The 17,682-nt window shown below is 71.7% G+C and carries 18 protein-coding genes; 7 read left to right on the top strand and 11 right to left on the bottom strand.

The annotated features are described in order from the left end of the window. Nucleotides 1-99 precede the first annotated feature (99 nt). The 3 genes from ACZ3II_RS16925 to ACZ3II_RS16915 are packed head-to-tail and all read right to left on the bottom strand — an operon-like array spanning nucleotide 100 to nucleotide 2,596. Nucleotides 100-771, bottom strand: a complete 672-nt coding sequence (locus tag ACZ3II_RS16925; protein WP_465518578.1) for a potassium channel family protein — start codon at nucleotides 769-771, stop codon at nucleotides 100-102. Beyond that, complete coding sequence (locus ACZ3II_RS16920; protein ID WP_465518577.1) at nucleotides 764-2,098, bottom strand: TrkH family potassium uptake protein; 1,335 nt, start codon at nucleotides 2,096-2,098, stop codon at nucleotides 764-766. The genes ACZ3II_RS16925 and ACZ3II_RS16920 overlap by 8 nt, the downstream gene beginning before the upstream one ends. Nucleotides 2,099-2,110: 12 nt before the next feature. After that, on the bottom strand, nucleotides 2,111-2,596 hold the full coding sequence (locus ACZ3II_RS16915) for an anthrone oxygenase family protein (protein WP_465518576.1): 486 nt from the start codon (nucleotides 2,594-2,596) through the stop codon (nucleotides 2,111-2,113). Between the two features lie 186 nt (nucleotides 2,597-2,782). On the opposite strand from ACZ3II_RS16915, the gene ACZ3II_RS16910 reads away from it, so the two are divergent. Next, nucleotides 2,783-4,270, top strand: a complete 1,488-nt coding sequence (locus tag ACZ3II_RS16910) for a hypothetical protein (protein ID WP_465518575.1) — start codon at nucleotides 2,783-2,785, stop codon at nucleotides 4,268-4,270. Here the strand turns inward: ACZ3II_RS16910 and ACZ3II_RS16905 are convergent. The 8 genes from ACZ3II_RS16905 to ACZ3II_RS16870 all read right to left on the bottom strand — a co-directional run bounded on the left by ACZ3II_RS16905 (nucleotide 4,257) and on the right by ACZ3II_RS16870 (nucleotide 13,224). Next, nucleotides 4,257-6,626, bottom strand: a complete 2,370-nt coding sequence (locus ACZ3II_RS16905; RefSeq protein WP_465518923.1) for an NACHT domain-containing protein — start codon at nucleotides 6,624-6,626, stop codon at nucleotides 4,257-4,259. The genes ACZ3II_RS16910 and ACZ3II_RS16905 overlap by 14 nt on opposite strands. A 175-nt stretch (nucleotides 6,627-6,801) precedes the next feature. Further along, nucleotides 6,802-7,620: an NACHT N-terminal helical domain 7-containing protein gene (locus ACZ3II_RS16900; protein ID WP_465518574.1), complete on the bottom strand. Its 819-nt coding sequence runs from the start codon at nucleotides 7,618-7,620 to the stop codon at nucleotides 6,802-6,804. A 125-nt stretch (nucleotides 7,621-7,745) separates the two neighbouring features. Then, nucleotides 7,746-8,186: a carbohydrate-binding module family 20 domain-containing protein gene (locus ACZ3II_RS16895; protein WP_465518573.1), complete on the bottom strand. Its 441-nt coding sequence runs from the start codon at nucleotides 8,184-8,186 to the stop codon at nucleotides 7,746-7,748. 232 nt (nucleotides 8,187-8,418) lie between these two features. Next, nucleotides 8,419-8,820 (bottom strand): hypothetical protein, encoded by a 402-nt coding sequence (locus ACZ3II_RS16890; RefSeq protein ID WP_465518572.1) that lies wholly within the window; start codon nucleotides 8,818-8,820, stop codon nucleotides 8,419-8,421. 127 nt (nucleotides 8,821-8,947) lie between these two features. Then, the gene (locus ACZ3II_RS16885; RefSeq protein WP_465518571.1) at nucleotides 8,948-10,567 is read right to left on the bottom strand and encodes an alpha/beta hydrolase; all 1,620 of its coding nucleotides are present in this window, start codon (nucleotides 10,565-10,567) and stop codon (nucleotides 8,948-8,950) included. Beyond that, nucleotides 10,567-11,061: a hypothetical protein gene (locus tag ACZ3II_RS16880; protein ID WP_465518570.1), complete on the bottom strand. Its 495-nt coding sequence runs from the start codon at nucleotides 11,059-11,061 to the stop codon at nucleotides 10,567-10,569. The genes ACZ3II_RS16885 and ACZ3II_RS16880 overlap by 1 nt, the downstream gene beginning before the upstream one ends. A 52-nt stretch (nucleotides 11,062-11,113) precedes the next feature. Further along, nucleotides 11,114-12,145 carry an LLM class F420-dependent oxidoreductase gene (locus tag ACZ3II_RS16875; protein WP_465518569.1) on the bottom strand — a complete coding sequence of 344 codons (1,032 nt, stop codon included), beginning with the start codon at nucleotides 12,143-12,145 and terminating at the stop codon, nucleotides 11,114-11,116. Next, nucleotides 12,145-13,224, bottom strand: coding sequence for an alcohol dehydrogenase catalytic domain-containing protein (locus ACZ3II_RS16870; RefSeq protein ID WP_465518568.1), 1,080 nt, complete (start codon nucleotides 13,222-13,224; stop codon nucleotides 12,145-12,147). The genes ACZ3II_RS16875 and ACZ3II_RS16870 overlap by 1 nt, the downstream gene beginning before the upstream one ends. A gap of 76 nt (nucleotides 13,225-13,300) precedes the next feature. Here ACZ3II_RS16870 and ACZ3II_RS16865 point away from each other — a divergent pair, with 76 nt between their 5' ends. The 6 genes from ACZ3II_RS16865 (at nucleotide 13,301) to ACZ3II_RS16840 (ending at nucleotide 17,565) form a co-directional block, all read left to right on the top strand. Continuing rightward, a complete protein-coding gene (locus tag ACZ3II_RS16865; protein ID WP_465518567.1) occupies nucleotides 13,301-13,891 on the top strand; it encodes a TetR/AcrR family transcriptional regulator in 591 nt (196 codons plus the stop codon). 203 nt (nucleotides 13,892-14,094) lie between these two features. Then, on the top strand, nucleotides 14,095-14,856 hold the full coding sequence (locus ACZ3II_RS16860; protein ID WP_465518566.1) for a glucose 1-dehydrogenase: 762 nt from the start codon (nucleotides 14,095-14,097) through the stop codon (nucleotides 14,854-14,856). Nucleotides 14,857-14,858: 2 nt separating this feature from the next. Further along, entirely contained in the window at nucleotides 14,859-15,767 is a 909-nt protein-coding gene (locus ACZ3II_RS16855) for an SDR family NAD(P)-dependent oxidoreductase (RefSeq protein ID WP_465518565.1), read from the top strand. Next, nucleotides 15,764-16,216, top strand: a complete 453-nt coding sequence (locus tag ACZ3II_RS16850) for a pyridoxamine 5'-phosphate oxidase family protein (protein WP_465518564.1) — start codon at nucleotides 15,764-15,766, stop codon at nucleotides 16,214-16,216. The genes ACZ3II_RS16855 and ACZ3II_RS16850 overlap by 4 nt, the downstream gene beginning before the upstream one ends. 44 nt (nucleotides 16,217-16,260) lie before the next feature. Beyond that, on the top strand, nucleotides 16,261-16,920 hold the full coding sequence (locus ACZ3II_RS16845; RefSeq protein ID WP_465518563.1) for a lipoprotein: 660 nt from the start codon (nucleotides 16,261-16,263) through the stop codon (nucleotides 16,918-16,920). A 33-nt stretch (nucleotides 16,921-16,953) separates the two neighbouring features. Next, nucleotides 16,954-17,565, top strand: coding sequence for a TetR/AcrR family transcriptional regulator (locus ACZ3II_RS16840; RefSeq protein WP_465518562.1), 612 nt, complete (start codon nucleotides 16,954-16,956; stop codon nucleotides 17,563-17,565). Nucleotides 17,566-17,682: the final 117 nt, after the last annotated feature.

Here is a 17,682-nt window from a genome sequence, read left to right as displayed (position 1 = left end):
CCGCCTCAAACCCCCCGGAACCAGCCACCCAAGATCAACCCCGAGCTGGCTCTCATGGCTGTCTCGCGGGACGTGGGACAGCCATGAGGACCAGCCGGGTCAGTTCTCGGCGGCGTAGGCCTCGACCTTGGCGGTGTCGCCGGCGACGATCAGGACCGCGTTCTCCGGGACGGCGGTCTCCGGGCGGGCGTACACGAAATCCTCACCCGGCCGTTTGGTGCCGACCACCGTCACCCCCCACTTCGTCCGCAGCCCCAGCTCGCTCAGCGTGCGGCCGGCGGAGCCGTGCGGCGCCCGGACCTTCGCGATGGCGAAGCCGTCGTCGAACTCGATGTAGTCGAGCATCCGGCCGGTGATCAGGTGGGCGACCCGTTCCCCCATCTCGGTCTCGGGGAAGACGACGTGCTGGGCGCCGACCGACGACAAGATCTTGCCGTGTTTGACGCTGGTGGCCTTGGCCCAGATCTCCGGCACGCCGATCTCGCTGAGGGTGAGCACGGTGAGGACGCTGGTCTCCAGGTTGGTGCCGATGCCGCAGACGGCCCGGTCGAACTCGTGCACGCCGAGCTGGCGAAGCGCGTCCTCGTCGGTGGAGTCGGCTTCGGCGACGTGGGTGAGCCGGTCGGCCCAGTCCTGGACGATGCGCGGGTCGGAGTCGATGCCGAGGACGTCGTAGCCGAGGTCGAGCAGGGACTCGGCGACCGAGCCGCCGAACCGGCCGAGGCCGATCACCGCGACGTGGCCGCTCTGGGACGGTTTCCGGTCAGCCAACGAGGGGTCTCTCCTCCGGGTAGCGGTACTGGCGGCGCCGGGTGTTCAGCGCGATCGCGGTGCCGACGGCGATGGTGCCGACGCGGCCCACGTACATCAGGATGACCAGCACGATCTGGGCGGACGGCGGCAGGGTCGGGGTGACGCCGGTGCTCAGGCCGACGGTGGCGAAGGCCGAGGTGACCTCGAACAGCGCCCGGTCGAACGGGATGTCGTCGGTGAGGGCGTCGAGCGCGATGGTACCGGCTGCGACCAGGGCGACGCCGAGCAGGGCCACGGTGACGGCCTGCCGCTGGGTCTCCTCGGCGATCCGGCGGCGGCGGATGACCACGTCCGGCTCACCGCGGAGTTCGGCCCAGATCACGTACGCCAGCAGCATGAACGTGGTCAGTTTGATGCCGCCGGCGGTGCTGGCGCTGCCCCCGCCGATGAACATCAGCCCGTTGGTCACGGCGATCGTCTCGCTGTTCATCTTGCCCAGGTCGACGCTGTTGAAGCCGCCGGAGCGGGTCATCACGTCCTGGGTGAAGGCGGCGAGGATCTTGCCGGGCGTGTTCAGCGGGCCGAGCGTGCCGGGGTTGCTCCATTCGAAGGTCAGGAAGACCAGGAACCCGAAGACCGAGAACAGCAGCGTTCCGGTCACCGTCAGCCAGGTGTGGGTGCTCCAGCAGCCGGGGGTACGCCACTCGCGCGCGAGCTCGAACCACACCGGGAAGCCGATCGCCCCGGCCATCACGCCGAACGCCAGCGGCAGGCAGATCCACGGGTCGGTGACGAACCCGACGAGGCTGTCGGAGTAGAGCGCGAACCCGGCGTTGTTGAACGCCTGCACCGCGTGGAACACGGCTTCCCACAGGGCGCGACCGAACGAGTAGTCGTACCCCAGCCAGAACCGGAACGTCAGCACCACCGCGATCAGGCTCTCCGCCACCAGCATCACGGTCGCGACCCGGAACAGGATGCCGCGCAGGTTGTCGCCGAACAGCCCGGCGCTCTCGGCCTGGGCCAGCAGCCGCCCGCGCAGCCCGAGCCGCCGCGACACGAGCAGGCTGAGCAGGGTGGCCAGGGTCATGATGCCGAGGCCGCCGATCTGCGACAGCACGGTGAGCAGGACGTGGCCGAACGTGGACCAGTACGTCGGCGTGTCCACCACCGCGAGCCCGGTGACGCAGACCGCCGACGCCGCCGTGAACAGCGCGGTCACGAACGGCGCGTGTCCCGGCTCGGCGCGGGCGGCCGGCAGCATCATCAGACCGGTCCCGAGCACGATCAGGCCGAAGAACGCGAGCGGCACGACACGTGCCGGGGTCCGCCATGGTGATCGCACCGATGAGTCATATCACCCGATGTGCGCCCCGTGCTCGGTGAGGGCCCACGCCGCGGCCGCGAAAGCGCCGGTGCTGGTGACGGTGCGGACGTTGTTCCACCGCGTCCACGGGGTGAAGAACGCGGCCCGCTGCGCGCCCGGATCGGCGAGATCGGCGGGATCCCCCAGAGCGTTCAGACGGTTGTTGAGCGGGATGTTCCCGGCGAACGTGACGAGCAGGGCGGCCCCGTACAGCAGGAGGGCGATCAGCAGCGGACCGGCCACGGCGGGACGATCGGTGTTCTGGTACGCGGCGACGGCGGTGGAGATCAGCGCGCCGACGAAGATCAGGCCGAAGACCGGGTTCTGGATGGCGACGTTGATGCGCTGCATGGCGTCGACGGCGGCCCGGTCACCGGCCCGGCGCAGGCCCGGCATCACCGAGACGGAGAACGCGGCGAAGAGCCCGGCCATCAGCCCGAGGGTCACGACGGCGACGAGCAGGGCGGCAGTACGCACTTCGATCTCCCCGGGAGTCCCGATCGACTGGTTTCGGTTCGCCCGGCTCCGGCGACCCTTGCGGCGACGGTACGATCCAGGGGCAAGCCTCGGCCCGGAGCCGGCGGTGATGCGACGGCCGACACGTCGCGTTCGGTGACCGGATTTCACAGGATCCGGCTATCCTCCTCCGCCGGGGAGGACAACATGAAGATCGTACGGGGATTGATGACGGGCGCCCTGATCGCCGGGCTCGCCGTCGCGCTGGGAGCCTGCGGGCCGATCGGTGTGCACGATTCCCGGCTCGTCCTGGGTGGCGAGCCATCAGTGTCCGCATTGGACGGCTACATCCGCTTCGTCGCGCCGCAGGGCGGCACCGAGGGCGAGCCGCGGGTGCGGTTCCGGCTCGATCCGCTGCCCGCGGACCGCCCGGCGTCACCCGGCATCGTCACCGTCGGTGACATGGTGACCATGGAAGTCGAGGGGGGTTCGATCAGCCGCGGGCGGATCACCATCGACTACGGGGAACTGCCGGCCGGCGTCCGCCCCGAGATGCTGAACGTGTTCGCCTGGTCGGCGGATCTGGGCGGCTGGGTGCCGCTGCCGAACACGCTCACCGACGCCGCCGACCGGTCGATCAGCGGCGACACGATCCTGTTCGACAGTTTCGTGCTGGGCACCTGGCAGCTCTCCCCCGGCGCGATCGAGGGCGACACCGTGACGACCGGCGCGGGCGCCCGGCTGACCGTCGGCCCGGAGACGTACCCGACCTTCTGGGCGTACGCCCGTTTCGCCGCCGTCGCCGCCGTGAACGAGACCGTCGCCGGCCTGACCCGGGCCGTCCCGGACGACCTGGTGTGCACGCCGCGCGCGGCGAACGTGTCGGTCGCGATCACCACCACCCCGGCCGGCCGGGTCGACGCGTGCGTGGTCTCCGGGACCGGTTCGCAGCAGGTGCGGATCCGCAACCGTTACCCGTTCCCCCTGGTCCTGAAGCTCCCCGCGGGCGGTCAGGTGTGGCCCGCGCCGGCGCCCGAGTCCACCGGCGGCGCGGCCGATTCGCTGGCCGCGGTCCGCAACGCCGTCCTGGCGTACCTGGACGGCACGATCGCCGTCGGCGGCGGCGAGACGATCACCCTGCAGCTGCCGCCGGGCCGCAGCGCGCCGGTGTGGCTCAGCGGGCGGCTGGACTGGTCGGTGGTGGCCCTCGACACCGGGCTGCGCCAGCTCGACCTGCTGCTGCCGAACAGCCGGGCGCTCCAGCCGGGCGCCGCCGACCTGCTGCTGCAGGCGCACGCCGAGCACGGCGCGACGGCCCGGGCCGGGCTGGCCCGCGGTGACGCGGCGGATCCGGCGGTGCGGGCGCTGCTGGGGACCGCCGGGCTCAGCGAGGCGGGCCGCAGTGTCGCCGACCTGTTCGAGTTCAGCGGCTGCGTGCTGCAGCGGACCCCGGAGATCTACGGCACGGCAAAGAACGTTCTGTCCAACCTGCCGAAGACCGGCCCGTCGGTCACGCTGATCACCAGCGACTGCCTGGCGACGATCTACGACAAATACCTTCCCGCGGGTACGCGTTCGACAGGCAACGTCCTCGACGCGCTGAAGTCGACGACCGCGACCGTCCGCAAGGCGATCCCGGTCCAGGCGCGCAAACCCGGCTTCGGCACGGTCAGCATCACCATCACTCCCCGCTGACCTCCGCGGCGCCCCGGATCACACCGGTCCGGGGCGCCGGAAGGATGTCCGGGAGACCGTCGAACCGGGCCCGGGCCGCCGTCAGCCGGAACGCGAAATCCTTGTCGAGACGGCGGCGATCCTGCACGTCCTCGCTTCGCAACCGGTGGTCGATCTTGGCGAGCAGCAGGTTCAGCCACCACGAGGGCGCCGGCGGCAACACCGTCAGCAGGCGGAGGCACTGTTCCACAGTGAACAGGTGATCGACCCCCTGCATCCGCGCCACCAGCCCCGCGACGAGACCGTCGAACCCCTCCTGCCCCGCCCAGGCAGCCGCCAGGCACTCCACCAGGATCGGGTACGTCTCGGGACGGCAACGGTCACTGGACCGAACGTTCTCCACCAGACGCGCCACATCCCGGGCCGGCATCCGTTTCGCGTCGTCCGCCAGTGACCGGAGGATGAGGTCGAGCCAGCCGTCGGCCTCGGACGTGGCGCGGTCCTCCGGATCGGACTGGATCACGGCACTGATCGCCCGGTCGTAGACACGCACCAGGCCGTCGCCGGTGAAGCCCGCGCGGGATGCGAGCACCAGGCGCACCACACTGTTGGCGACCGACTCGACATGCCCGGCGGCGTGCTCGACGAAGGTGGTCAGCGACCAGATCGACAGGAACTCGGCGATCGGCTCGGCGCCGTGCCGCAGCGCGTCGTCGCTGAACGTGCCGGTCAGGTCCATCGAGGTGAGCGCCTCGAAGACCGGGAAGTGGCCGGTGATCCCGGCGTCGAAGGAGGCTGCCCGGCCGCGCGACCGCGGGAACGCCCCGAGCGACCACAGTGGATCGAGCGCCCCGGTCTTCTTCCGTACACCCGCGGTGAGGACCAGATCCCGCCTGCCGTCGTCGGCCCAGGTCCGGGTGACGGTGACGGACTCGAGGGCCTCCAGCCACATCCCGCTCGGCACCGCCGTCCGCCACTGCAGAGCCGCGTCCCGCAGCCAGGCGGCCGGGTCCTTGGCGTACCGGAACAGCTCGGAGGCCCGCACCGGCACGCCCGCCGCCAGCGCCAGCACGGCCAGGTTGAAGGAGTAGGTCGCCATCCAGTGGTCCTCGCGCTTGTCCGGGACCGGCCGGTACGCGGGCGCGGTGAACCGCGGCCGGGTGACGGCGGCGCGCAGCCGGTCCACGATCCAGTCGCGCAGATCGGGGGTGCGGGAGTGGGCCAGCAGCGTCTCCAGGAACGGCAGCACGGTGGCCCGGGCGCACAACGGCGTGTAGCCGAGCAGGGACCGCAGCAGGTCGTCGTCCTCGGCGCCGCCGGCGGGCACGGTCCGCGCGCCGGTCGCGGCCACCCCGTCCCGGACGGCCCGGACCACGAGCCGGGCGACCAGGTATTCGCCGAAGGTGGCGTGCAGGAACTCGTACGTCCAGCGGGTCTGATCGTCGTGGAACGCCTGCGCCCGCTGGATGAAGAAGAACCGCCCGATCAGCTCCTCGCCGGCGGTGACCGGGCTGCGGGCGCCGCGGTCCGGCGTGTCCCCGGCCGGGTGCAGGCGGAGACCGGCCAGGTCGGCGTCCAGCTCCTCGGTGGTCACCCACAAGCGGGACCGGTGGAACATCGCGAACGCGGCGACCGACAGCCGCAGCAGCTCGGTCTCCACCAGGTCGCCGAGCACCCGTTCCGGATGGTTGGCGCCGTGCACCCGGCGGACCTCCCGTTCGGCGAACTCGCGCAGCAGCCGCTCGTAGAGCTGACCGGTGTCGAAGCTCTCGGCCTCCTGCAGCGCGTTCGCCGAGGCGTCGTAGAGGGCCAGCATCAGGAGCAGCAGCGGCTGGGTGGCCAGGTCGTGGAACCGCAGCACCACCTCGCGGGTCAGCGGCCGCCGCCCGGTCCGCGCCCGGTGCCCGGCATGCGCCTCGTTCCAGGTGGTCAGCCAGCGGTCCACCTGGGCGGCGTCGAACGGCTCCAGGCGGGCCACGACACCGCCGGACGGGATGCGGGCCCGGTCGGCCACCGCGGTCCGGCTGGTCACCATCACCGCGGCGGGCCGCCCGAGCCGGGCCTCGCGCTGCTGGAAGGCGGCGACCCGTTCCAGATAGTCGGACTGGTGCACGCCGGTGACCTGCAGCAACTCGTCCAGGCCGTCGAGCAGGATCACCGGCATCGCGGCGTCGGCGTCGCGGGCCAGGGCGGCCCAGGAGACCGTCTCGCCGATCGTGCCGCGGAGCGCCTGCTCGATCTGGTCCTGGATCGGGTCGTCCGCCCGGACCTCCCGCAACGGGACCCGGACCACCAGGTAGTCGGCGGCCGGCAGGCGGGCGGCCAGGATCCGGGTGAGCGACGACTTGCCCGCGCCCGGCTGGCCGAGCAGCAGCATCGGGGCGACGGCGGCCTGCGGGGTGGTGAGATAGGTGGCGAGGAAGGCGCTGAAATCGTCCCGGACGTCGGCCTCCTGCCACCAGTTCTCGTCGGCGGGGCGGGTGCCGGCGCCGGTGGCCCGAGCCCGGAACCGCGGGTCCAGATAGGCCGCGCCCAGGCTCGGCACGGTCAGGTCACCGGCGTCGCCGCGCAGGATCGGCTCGTCCAGTTCGGCCCGGTGGATCACGGCCAGGTCGGCCCGGTGCCGGACCGGGGCGCGGCCGGAGGTGAGCCGGCTCAGGTCCTGTTCGAGCGTCTCCAGGCTGCGGGAGACGGCGGCGGACTCGTGCTGCGACATCCAGATCGCGAACTCCGGGACGTCGGCGGCGAGCTTGCGGACCGTCTCCTGGTAGTGGGCGTGGGCCATCGCCGGCAGCGACTCGGTCAGCAGGGCGGCCGACGGCGCGGCGGGCCCGGTCGTCGGTGGCGTCCCAGACGGCCAGGCCGGGCAGGTGCCGGGACAGGGTCGTGGACAGCGACGTGAACCAGGTCAGCAGGGCGGCGGCGAGACGGTCGGCGGTCAGGTCGGGCGCGGGTCCCGGGATCGGGGCGTCGAGCAGGCGGGACTGCCAGGAGCCGGGGGTACGGGCGGCGGTGGCGAGCAGCAGTTGGTCGTCGGTGGTGAAGCCGGGGGACGCGAGACCGGCGGTCCGGAGGCAGTCGTCCAGCGATGAGAAGAATGCCGAGACGGCCAGGACGCCGTGGGCGGCCTGGAGGCGCTCGCTGCGGTGGTAGCGCCCCTGGCCGCGTACGACATCAGTGATCTTCTCCGCCACCAGATGCCCGAGCCGGATCGCCTCGCTCTTGGCGTCGAAGAGGCTGAGGGCAGCGTCGCTGCCGCCCGCGGTGGCGACCGTGAGCGCGCCGCCCAGCAGATTGTCGGTGATCGTCATCAGCGGGCCGGAGCCGCCGAGCAGTTTGACGGCGTCGGAGTACGTCAGACCCTGGGGCACGAACCCACTATATGGACGGTGAGCCCGTGCCCGGATCGGTTGCGGCCGGGTACGGTCGGTGCCGTCGGGCCGAGAGGTATCTGACCCATACCTCTCGGCGCGACCCGGCTACGTCACCTGGTGGTTCAGTACCCCCCGAACGTGTCGTGGGTGATGTAGGTGCCGGTCGGCGGGGTGATCGTGGTGCGGTTCTTGAGGACCTTCTCCCAGCGGGCCACCGTGCCGTCGGCGTTCTTCACGATGTACTGGAACTCGACGGCGGTGTTCGGCGGCAGGTAGACGTCACCGGTCCAGTTCGGGAACGTCGCGCTGGTCGTCTTCAGCGGCACGGCGTAGGCGGTGTTCCACCCGCCGAGCGCCGGGACGTTGCCGACGACGTAGACGTTCTGGCCGTAGCTGGTGAAGTCGGCGACCACGTTGAACGTCGCGGCGATGGGCGCGACGCGCTGGGTGCTGACGTCGGTGCCGGCGGCGGCCGGGGTGGCGGCGAGGGCCGGGGCGGACACGCCGAGGACTCCGGCGATCAGAGCGGTGGCGACGGCGCCGGTACGGACTGCGTTACGCATGACTCTCCTTCTCGAAAAGGACTGCACGGCCCTGCAAGTTCTTGCGGGCACGCGGTCCACAGTGGCCGGGGAGTCAACGGAACTCAAGGAAATTTGTCGGTATTCACGAAACAGGAAGTGTTCGTTGCCGACAGCAACAAATCCGTGAGCTGCGTCAATGTTTCACCACTACGCCACATTCTCCTGCTACGACGCGATCCCCTCCCTTGAAATATCTTGCAAAGACTGCACGTCACTGCGGGTCCGGAGTCCCGTCCGCCCAGATGCAGGGCGAACTGCTGCTCAGCGTGTAGTCGTAGTGATCGCCGCGGTTCCAGCCCTTGACGATCACCGCGTAGCCGTCGGGAGACTCCACGACGTATTTCGGGTCACGGCGGTCCCGTCCGTCGTCGTGGAGCCGGTAACCCTGCCGCTGCCAGAACGCCACCAGGGCCGGAATCGTCTGGTCGGCGGGCCACCCACCGCCCGGCGGCGCCACGACGTCGTACCGCTTCTCGACGAAGATGCGCCCCTGCGGGCCGTAGCCGGTGGGGTCGTCACAGGGCATCCGGTCGCTGCCGTCGCTGTACTTCAGGGTGGCCCCCGCCGGGATCCGCGCGAACGCCTCCTCGACGAGCGCTTCCACACGCTGCACCGCCTGATCCTTCGTCTCGGTCGGCCGCATCGTCCCACTCCCCTTCCCACAGGCAACCAGCAGCAGCAGGGCCGCCGTCGCTCCCCCGAAACTTCGCATGTGCCGTGTTCTCGAAGTCGGCATCTCGTCACAAGCCTCTTCCGGTGATGATGTCCGCGAATCCGTCGCGGGCGACGTTGCCCTCGTCCCAGTAGTCGGAGTGGGTGCCGACCTGGCTGAACCGCTCACCCCGGTCGCTGGGGAACACCTTCGCGCCGAAGCCCGGCTCGACCGGGTCGTCCCCGTGCACGACATCCAGGCCCGGGACCCACTTGATGACGTCGTGCTGGGCCCGGGTGGCGTAGACCTTGTCCGGCGGCAGGCCGGGCAGTTCGGAGACGTGGTTGGCGTCGACGCCGGGCGAGCCGACGAAGATGGCCGCGTCGACGGCGAACCCGGCGCTCCTCCCGGCGTGCCCGATCACCGTGCTGCCGTAGCTGTGTCCCAGCACGGTGTTACGGGACGGCTGGTCACCCTCGTGGGTCGCCCGGAGGCCACCCTGGAAACGGCTGAGGTCCGGTGCGCCATCCTCGGCGTAACCGCTCGAGCCGGCGTTCCAGGGCTTATCCGGCGCGTCGTAACCGAGCCAGTAGACCGCGGAGGTGGTGGCGTTCGGGTCGGCCTTGGCCGCGTCGGCCGCCATCCGGTCCGCTCGTTCCATGTCGCCGGCCGCGCCGCCCAGATCGGCGGTCGTGCCGGGCACATAGGTGACGACGTTGTTCGCCTGGTCCGGGTTGTTGACGGCGACGATCGCCTTCCCGTCCGCCTCGGTCGAGATCCCCAGGAGGAAGGCGGGCGGCCGGCCGGGCTCGTCCAGGCGATTGCTGATCGCGTTCAGGCCGCCGAGCTTCTCGTTGACCTCGTCGAGCTGCTTCCGCGCCGCGAGGGCCTTCTCGCCCGAGGGGTCGGATTCGCCCCATCCCGACCGCAGATCCTCGAGCTGCTTCTCGAGATTGCGTTTCTGCTCGTTCAGGTCGTTGGTCAAGCGCTCCAGCATGATCCGGTTGGCGGCGTCGCGGTCGGTGGCGGGCACGCCGTCGAGCCAGCCCACCAGCTCCGGGAACTGCGCGATGGCCTGGTCCCGCTGTTCCGGGGTGAGCGTCTCCCACCAGTCGTTGACCTCCTGCGGGGTCCGGTTCGACTGGGCGCGGATGTCCTCGGCGGTGACGCCGGGCATCCTCGTCAGGCCGAAACCGGTGGCGGCCGCCGGCACGTTGACGTTGAGGACGTTGGCGGTCTCGTCGTCGAGGGCGCGGGCCCGGTCCACCACGTAGTGCAGGTCGTTGGTGTACATGCCGATGGCGCGGCCCGTCTGGTCCAGTTGGCCGCCGGTGTAGGCGCTGGCCGGGGCGGTGATGTTCAGGGTGGCGGTGTCGACGGTGAGGCCGAAGTTCTCCGCGGCGGCGATGACCTGCTCAGCGTACGAGCGGAGATCCGTCATGCCGTACGCGTGCCGGTCCATCGCATCGAAGACACGCTTCGCGGGGTTGTAGAAGTTGCTGATCTCGGTGCGCAGCGCGGCGGCCCGGGCGTGGGCGGCTGCCGAACCGGCGCCGGACGGCCAGGCGGCCTCCAGGTCACGGGCGCCGCGGATCATCCGATCGGTGGCGCCGTCCAGGCGCTGCGCCAGTCGCTGCCAGGCGTCGGCGGAGGTGTGCCAGGCCGTGACGTCACAGGCGAGCAACTGCTCCAGGGTCAGGCCGCTCATCAGGACGCCCTGCCGGAGACGCCGGAGGACAGCGGTGTGGCGCCGTCCAGACCGGGACCGCCCGTGCTGGGCGGGAGCGGTGCGATGCCGTCCACGCCGGAACCGCCCGTGCTCGGCGGGAGCGGCGCGGTGCCGTCCCCGCCGCCGCCGAAGCCGGGCGGGAGGGGCATGGCGCCGAAGCCGGGCGGCAGCGCACCCCGGCCGGCCTCGCGCAGGGAGTCCGCGCCGGACTGATCGGCCGAGGTGATCTGCTGGACGGCCAGGTCCAGGTTGCCCGCGAAGGCGTCCAGGTCGTCGGCGAGCCGGCGCAACCCGGCCTGCCAGGTCTCGGCGACGACGCGGGCGGTGGCGGCGGCGGCCGAACCGGGCTGACCCGGCGGCGCGAACCCGGCCGCGTTCTCGGTGACGGCGGCACGGATGTCCGCGCCGGTCGCGCGAACCTCCGTCCCGGCGCGCCGCAGTCCTGAGACGTCGACATCCAACAGTGCTTCCATCGGTGATTCCCCCTCTCACTACAGGGGTCTACGCCGATGGTCTCGACCTGGTTCAGGGCAGCAGGCGGCGGAGTTCGGCGACGTCCTTGACACGTTCGGCGCGGGTGGCGGCGAGCGGGGCGGCCAGCAGGGTGGTGACACCGACCGCGGCCAGCTCGTCGAGGCGGCGGCGGAGATCGTCCGCCCGGCCCACCAGGGAGGTGGCGGTGACCAGGTCATCGGGAACCGCGGCGGCCGCTTCGGCGCGCTGTCCGCTGAGGAAGAGGTCCTGGACGCGGACGGCCTCGTCGGCGTAGCCGTAACGACGGATCAGGTCGTTGGAGAAGTTGCGGCCACGGGCGCCCATGCCGCCGAGGTAGAGCGCGAGCTGGGCGCGGTGCCGGGCGAGCAGGGCGGGCGACGGATCACCGAAGGCGAAGGGTACGGGGACGCTCACGTCCAGGGGCCCCAGGGCGGGGTCGCGCCGGGACCGCCCGTCGGCGAGCGCGTCGCCGAACACCCTGGTGAACGCGCGCGGGTCGAGCCACAGCGCCTGCCAGCCCTCGGCGATCTCGGCGGCCAGCGCCACGTTGCGCGGGCCCATCGCGGCGAGCAGGATCGGCACGCGTGGCCGTACCGGAGAGTTGATGATCTTCAAGGGTTTGGCGTAGTGGCCGGGCAGCGGGATCCGGTAGTGGTCGCCGTCGAAGGTGAGGACCTCCCGGCGCCAGACGCGGCGGCAGATCTCGACGATCTCGCGGGTCCGGGCCACCGGCGCGTCGTAGCGGACCCCGTGGAAACCCTCCACGACCTGCGGCCCGGAGGCGCCCAGCCCGAGGTTGAACCGGCCGCCGGAGACGTGGTCGAGCCCGGCGGCGGTCATCGCGGTGAGCGTGGGGGTGCGGGTGAACAGCTGCATCACCCCGGAGGCGAGCTGCATCCGGCGGGTCCGGGCGGCGAGGTAGCCGAGCGCGCTGACGGCGTCGAAACTGTACGCCTCGGGCACGACGACGAGGTCCGCTCCGGCCTCCTCGAACTCGGCCACCTCGGCGGCGGCTTCGGCGAACCCGTTCCCGCTGTAACCGAGCTGGATGCCGAGCCGCATCAGTCGTTGACGATCACTTGGCGGATCACGTCGCCGCTGCCCAGGGCGGCCAGCGCGTCACCGGCCTGGTCCAGGCGCAACCGGCGGCTGATCATGCCCTCGATGTCGAGACGGCCGGCCCGCCAGAGCGACAGCAGGCGCGGGAAGTCGCGGTGCGGCTCGGCCGAGCCGTACAGCGACGGGATGATCCGCTTGCCCTCGAAGAGCAGCTCGAACGGGCTGAACCCGACCTGGTCCTCGGCCCGGCCGGCGCCGACCACGACGACCTGCCCGCCCCTGCGGCAGGCGGTCCAGGCGGTCCGCAGGGTGGCCGGCACGGCGACCACGTCGAAGGCGTGGTCGAAGCCCTCCGGGACGATCTCCATCTGCAGGTCGCTGAGATCGTCGGGGGTGACGCTGTGGGTGGCGCCGAACCGGCGGGCCGTCTCGTGCCGGGCCGGCACGGTGTCCACGGCGACGATCACGGCGGCGCCGGAGAGCCGGGCGCCCTGCACGGCGGCGATCCCGACCCCGCCGCAGCCGATCACCACGACGCTGTCGCCGGGCCGCACCATCGCCGTGTTGATCACCGCGCCGACGCCGGTGGTGACGCCGCAGCCGACCAGGGCGGCCACCTCGTACGGCACGTCGTCGTCGATCTTCACGGCGCCGGGCCGGGGCACCACCATCTCCTCGGCGAACGAGCCGCACCCGGCCATCCCGAAGATCGGCAGGTCGGCGGCGGTGAACCGGGGCATCACGTAACCGGCCATCACGTGGGTCATGCACAGGTACGGCTCGCCGTGCCGGCAGTGCGAGCAGACGCCGCAGGCGGGCAGCCAGTTGACCGCGACCCGGTCGCCGGGCGCCAGGTCCTCGACGCCCTCGCCGACCTCCAGGACGTCACCGGCGGCCTCGTGGCCGAGCACCGCGGGCACCGGCTGGGGCAGCGTGCCGTGCAGGGCGGACAGGTCGGAGTGGCAGACGCCGGCGGCCCGCACCCGCAGGCGCACCTCGCCCGGGGCCGGCCCGAGGACGCTGACGTCGTCCCGGATGTCGAGTTTCTCGTCCCCGATCGTGTGCAGCACCGCCGCGCGCATCCGGACCCCCTCAAAATTAGAACGTGTTCCAAGGGTCGTCTCAAGCAAGCATTAGGTCAAGGGACATAATCGGCCGGTGACCCCATCCAAGAGCCCGTCCGAGCGGCGCACGCATCTGGTCCGGCTGGCCGGTGACCTCTTCGCGGAGAAGGGGTTCCGGGCCACCACCGTGCGGGAGATCGCGGACGCCGCCGGGATCCTCTCCGGCAGCCTGTACCACCACTTCGACTCCAAGGAGGCGATCGGCGACGAGATCCTCAGCGCGTTCCTCGACGACGTGCTCGCCGGTTACCGGGCGGCGGTGCTCGAGGCGGGCGATCCGCGGGCGGTGATCGAGCAGATCGTCCGGTCCAGCAGCGCCACCCTGAGCCGGCACCGGGCCGCGCTCACCATGCTCCAGCGAGACTGGAACTACTTCAGTGGGCAGCCCCGGTTCGCCTACCTGCGCACCGCCATGAAGGAGATCGAACAGACCTGGATCGAGCAGCTGGAGCGGGGCCGGGAGTCCGGGCAGTTCCGGGCCGACCTGGACGCGCGCCTGGCGTACCGGCTGCTCCGCGACATCCTGTGGATGCCGACCTCCTGGCGCCCGTCGACCTCCTGGAGCACCGGCGAGATCGTCGACGGCCTGCTCCGGCTCCTCTTCGACGGCATCACCGCCCGTTGACGCCCGCTCCGGCCCGCCGTTAGCCTCCCAAGCAAGCGTTTGGTTGCGGCTACCCCCGGCTGGTTCTCAGGGCTGTCTCGGGGCACTCGAGACAGCCCTGACGACCAGCCGGGAAAGACACGGTCCGGCTGGCGCTCAGGGCTGTCTCAGCGCGGTCGGGACAGCCCTGAGAACCAGCCGGATCTGAACCGGGAGGCGCGCGGATGGGGCGGCTGGACGGCAAGGTTGCGCTGATCACCGGCGGGGCGCGGGGCATGGGCAAGGCGCACGCCCGGCACTTCGCCGCCGAGGGGGCACGCGTCGTGATCGGCGACGTGCTCGACGACAAGGGCCAAGCCGTCGCGGACGGGATCGGCGGCGACCGGTGCCGGTACGTGCACCACGACGTGACCAGCGAGGACGACTGGGCGGCAGCGGTCACCGCGACCGTCACGGCGTTCGGCCGGATCGACGTGCTGGTCAACAACGCCGGCATCCTGCGGCACGGGGCCGTCGCCGAGATGGACCCGGCCGAGTTCCGGCGGGTCATCGAGGTCAACCTGATCGGCACGTGGCTCGGCATCCGGCAGGTCGTGCCGCCGATGACCACGTCCGGCGGCGGGTCCATCGTGAACATCTCGTCGATCGAGGGGTTCGCCGGGGCAGCCGGGCTGTCGGCGTACAGCGCCAGCAAGTTCGGTGTCCGCGGCCTCACCCGGTCGGCGGCGCAGGAGCTCGGGCCGGCCGGCATCCGGGTCAACTCGGTGCACCCGGGCGGTGTGATGACGTCGATGGCGCTGTCCGCCGCGCAGACGATGACCGGCGTGGACCCGGGCGGGTTCCTGAAGTCGCTGCCGATCGCCCGGTTCGCCGAGCCGGTGGAGATCTCCCGGCTGGTCGCGTTCCTCGCCTCCGACGAGTCGTCCTACACCACCGGCGCCGAGTTCCTCGCCGACGGCGGCCTGCTCAGCGGCCCGGGGTACTGACCATGCTGGACGGACGGGTGGCCATCGTGACGGGCGCCGGGCAGGGGCTGGGCGCGGCCGAGGCGTGCGCTCTGGCGGCGTCCGGCGCCCGGGTGGTGCTCAACGACCTGCCGGGACCCGCGCTCGACGCGACCGTGGAACGGATCCGGGCGGCAGGCGGCGAGGCGGTCGCCTGCCCCGGCGACGTGGCCGACTGGACGGTCGGCGAGACCCTGGTGAAGACCGCGGTCGCCACGTTCGGCGGCCTGGACGTGCTGGTCAACAACGCGGGCGTGCTGCGCGACCGGATGGTCTTCGCGATGAGCGAGCAGGAATGGGACACGGTCGTCCGGGTGCATCTGCGCGGGCACTTCGTGACCACCCGGTTCGCCACGGCCTGGTGGCGCGAGCGCAGCAAGGCCGAGGCGGCTCCGGTGTACGCCCGGATCGTCAACACGGCCTCCGAGGCCTTCCTGCTCGGCTCCGCCGGACAGGCCAACTACGCGGCGGCGAAAGGGGGGATCGTTTCCCTCACGCTTGCCACGGCCCGGGGTTGCGCCAGGCATGGGGTACGGGTCAACGCCATCTGCCCCCGCGCCCGCACCGCGATGACCGGCGAGCTGATGGGACCCGCCCCGGACGGCCCCGACCCGCTCTCCCCGGACCGGGTGGCGCCGCTGGTCACGCACCTGGCCGGGCCGTCCGGTGACCGGATCACCGGCGAGGTGTTCGTGGTGCACGGCGACGTGGTCGCGCTGCTCGGGCCGCCGACCGTCCGGGCGGTGTTCCACGCGGCGACCGGGCACTGGACGGCAGCCGAACTCGACGCCGCCCTGAGCACCGTCTTCACCGAGGATCCGCCGCGGCCCGGGTACGTCTGCGAGGAGACGCTGCCGCTGGCGGCGACCACGTTCGGGGAGAGCCCGCCGTGAAGCAGCGGGAGACGGTCGGCATGACCGGGGACGAGGTGGCGGGGCTTCTCGCGTACGCCAGAAAGGTCCAGATCGCCACCATCAACCCGGACGGCACGCCCCACCTGGTCACCATGTTCTTCGGGATGGCCGGAGGCCGTCTCGCGTTCTGGACCTACCGGGCCTCGCAGAAGGCCCGCAACCTGGCCCGTGACCCGCGGCTGACCTGCCTGGTCGAGGACGGCGAGGACTACTTCGAGCTGCGCGGGGTGCAGATCAACGGCACCGCCACCCGGATCGACGACCTGGCCGGGGTGACCGGGGTGGGACGGCTGATCGCGGCCCGGATGCCGGACGTGCCGGCCGGGGCCCTCGACGCCTACGTCACGCAGGCCGCCCGCAAACGTTCCGCCTACCTGGTCGAACCCGTCCGGGTGTCCAGCTGGGACCATCGCAAGCTGCTCACCTGATATCGATGGCGGCCGTGGCGCGGGCCCCCTAGGCTGCGGAACCTGTGAAGATCAGTTGGACCGTCCCCACCGCCCTCGCGTTGTTCGCGGTGACCGCTTGTGACAGCACCGCGCCGGCAACGCCGGAGGCGGCCGGCACACCGTCCCCGGCCGCCGCGTCCCCCGCCGCCGCGTCCCCCGTGCCCACCGGCCGCCAGGGCGCCGCGGGCAGCGCCTGCGAGCTGCCGGTCTCCTTCGACCTGCTGCCCGGCTGGGAGGCCGACGCCATCGACGTCAGCCGGATGACCCGCCTGCAGCGCAGCTTCATGAGCAGCGGCGTGTTCGACGCGGTCTGCTCGGTGAGCGGCAAACCGGCCGGCAAACCCGGCTTCGTCCGGGTCTACGCGTCCGACGTGAGTACCGGCGACCGCCGGGACGACCTGAAGGCGTTCGCCCTCATGTTCACCATCCGGAACGGCGAAGCGAGAGATCGGGAGGTCCGGGACGCGAAGTACACCGATGTCACCATCGCCGGGCAGCCCGCCGCCGAGGTGAGCTGGACCAGCTTCGACACCGCCAAGAACAAGGGAAGCAAGCACACCGCGTTCACCGTGGACACGCCGAAGGGGCCGGTCGTGGTGCTCGAGGTGCCCTGGACGGAAGCGGAGAAGGGGAACGTCCGGCCCGCGTACGAGCTGGCCAAGCAGACCCTCACGGTCGCTTAGACTGGGCGCCGCTTTCCGTCGAGGAGGACCGTCGTGACCGCTGCCCCCGCCGGCCGGCCCCGCGACCCCTCCGTCGACGCACGGATCACCCGTGCGGCGGCTGAGGTCTACGGCAGCGAGGGCTGGGCGCGGTTCTCCGTCGACGCGGTGGCCCGCCGCGCCGGCGTCGGCAAGGCCTCCATCTACCTGCGGTGGCCCAACAAGGAGGCGCTGCTCGCGGCGGTCTTCGCCTCACGGCTGGCGGGGGTTCAGGACATCGACACCGGCTCGGTACGCGATGACCTCGTCGCGATGGCCCGCCAGGTGCTGCACGCGTTCCTGGACGAGGCCGGGGGCGCGATGCTGCGGCTGATGCTGGAAGCCGACGGGATTCCGGCCGGGCGCGAGCACCTGGACCGGTTCCTGCAGTCGCAGGCCACGGCGGCGCGGGCGATCGTGCACCGGGGCATCGACCGTGGGCAGCTGAGCCGGGACACCAGCGTGACCCTGCTGCTCGACACGATCAGTGGCGGGGCGCTGAACCACGCGCTGGTCGCCCCGGCCCGGCTGCGCGGCAAGGTGGCGGCCGGTGCCGACCGTTACGCCGAGGACCTCGTCGACTTCGTCCTCGCCTCCCTTTCGCGTGTTGATTTCGGGCGCGCATAGCGCCCGAAATCAACACCCGACCCGGCGTGTTGGGTTCGGGCGCGCATGATGGCCGAAGTCAACACCCAACCCGGCGTGTTGGGTTCGGGCGCGCATGACGGCCGAAGTCAACACCCA

It is taken from the genome of Actinoplanes sp. NPDC019969 (assembly GCF_055562375.1).
This window is presented reverse-complemented; position numbering and strand designations above follow the sequence as displayed.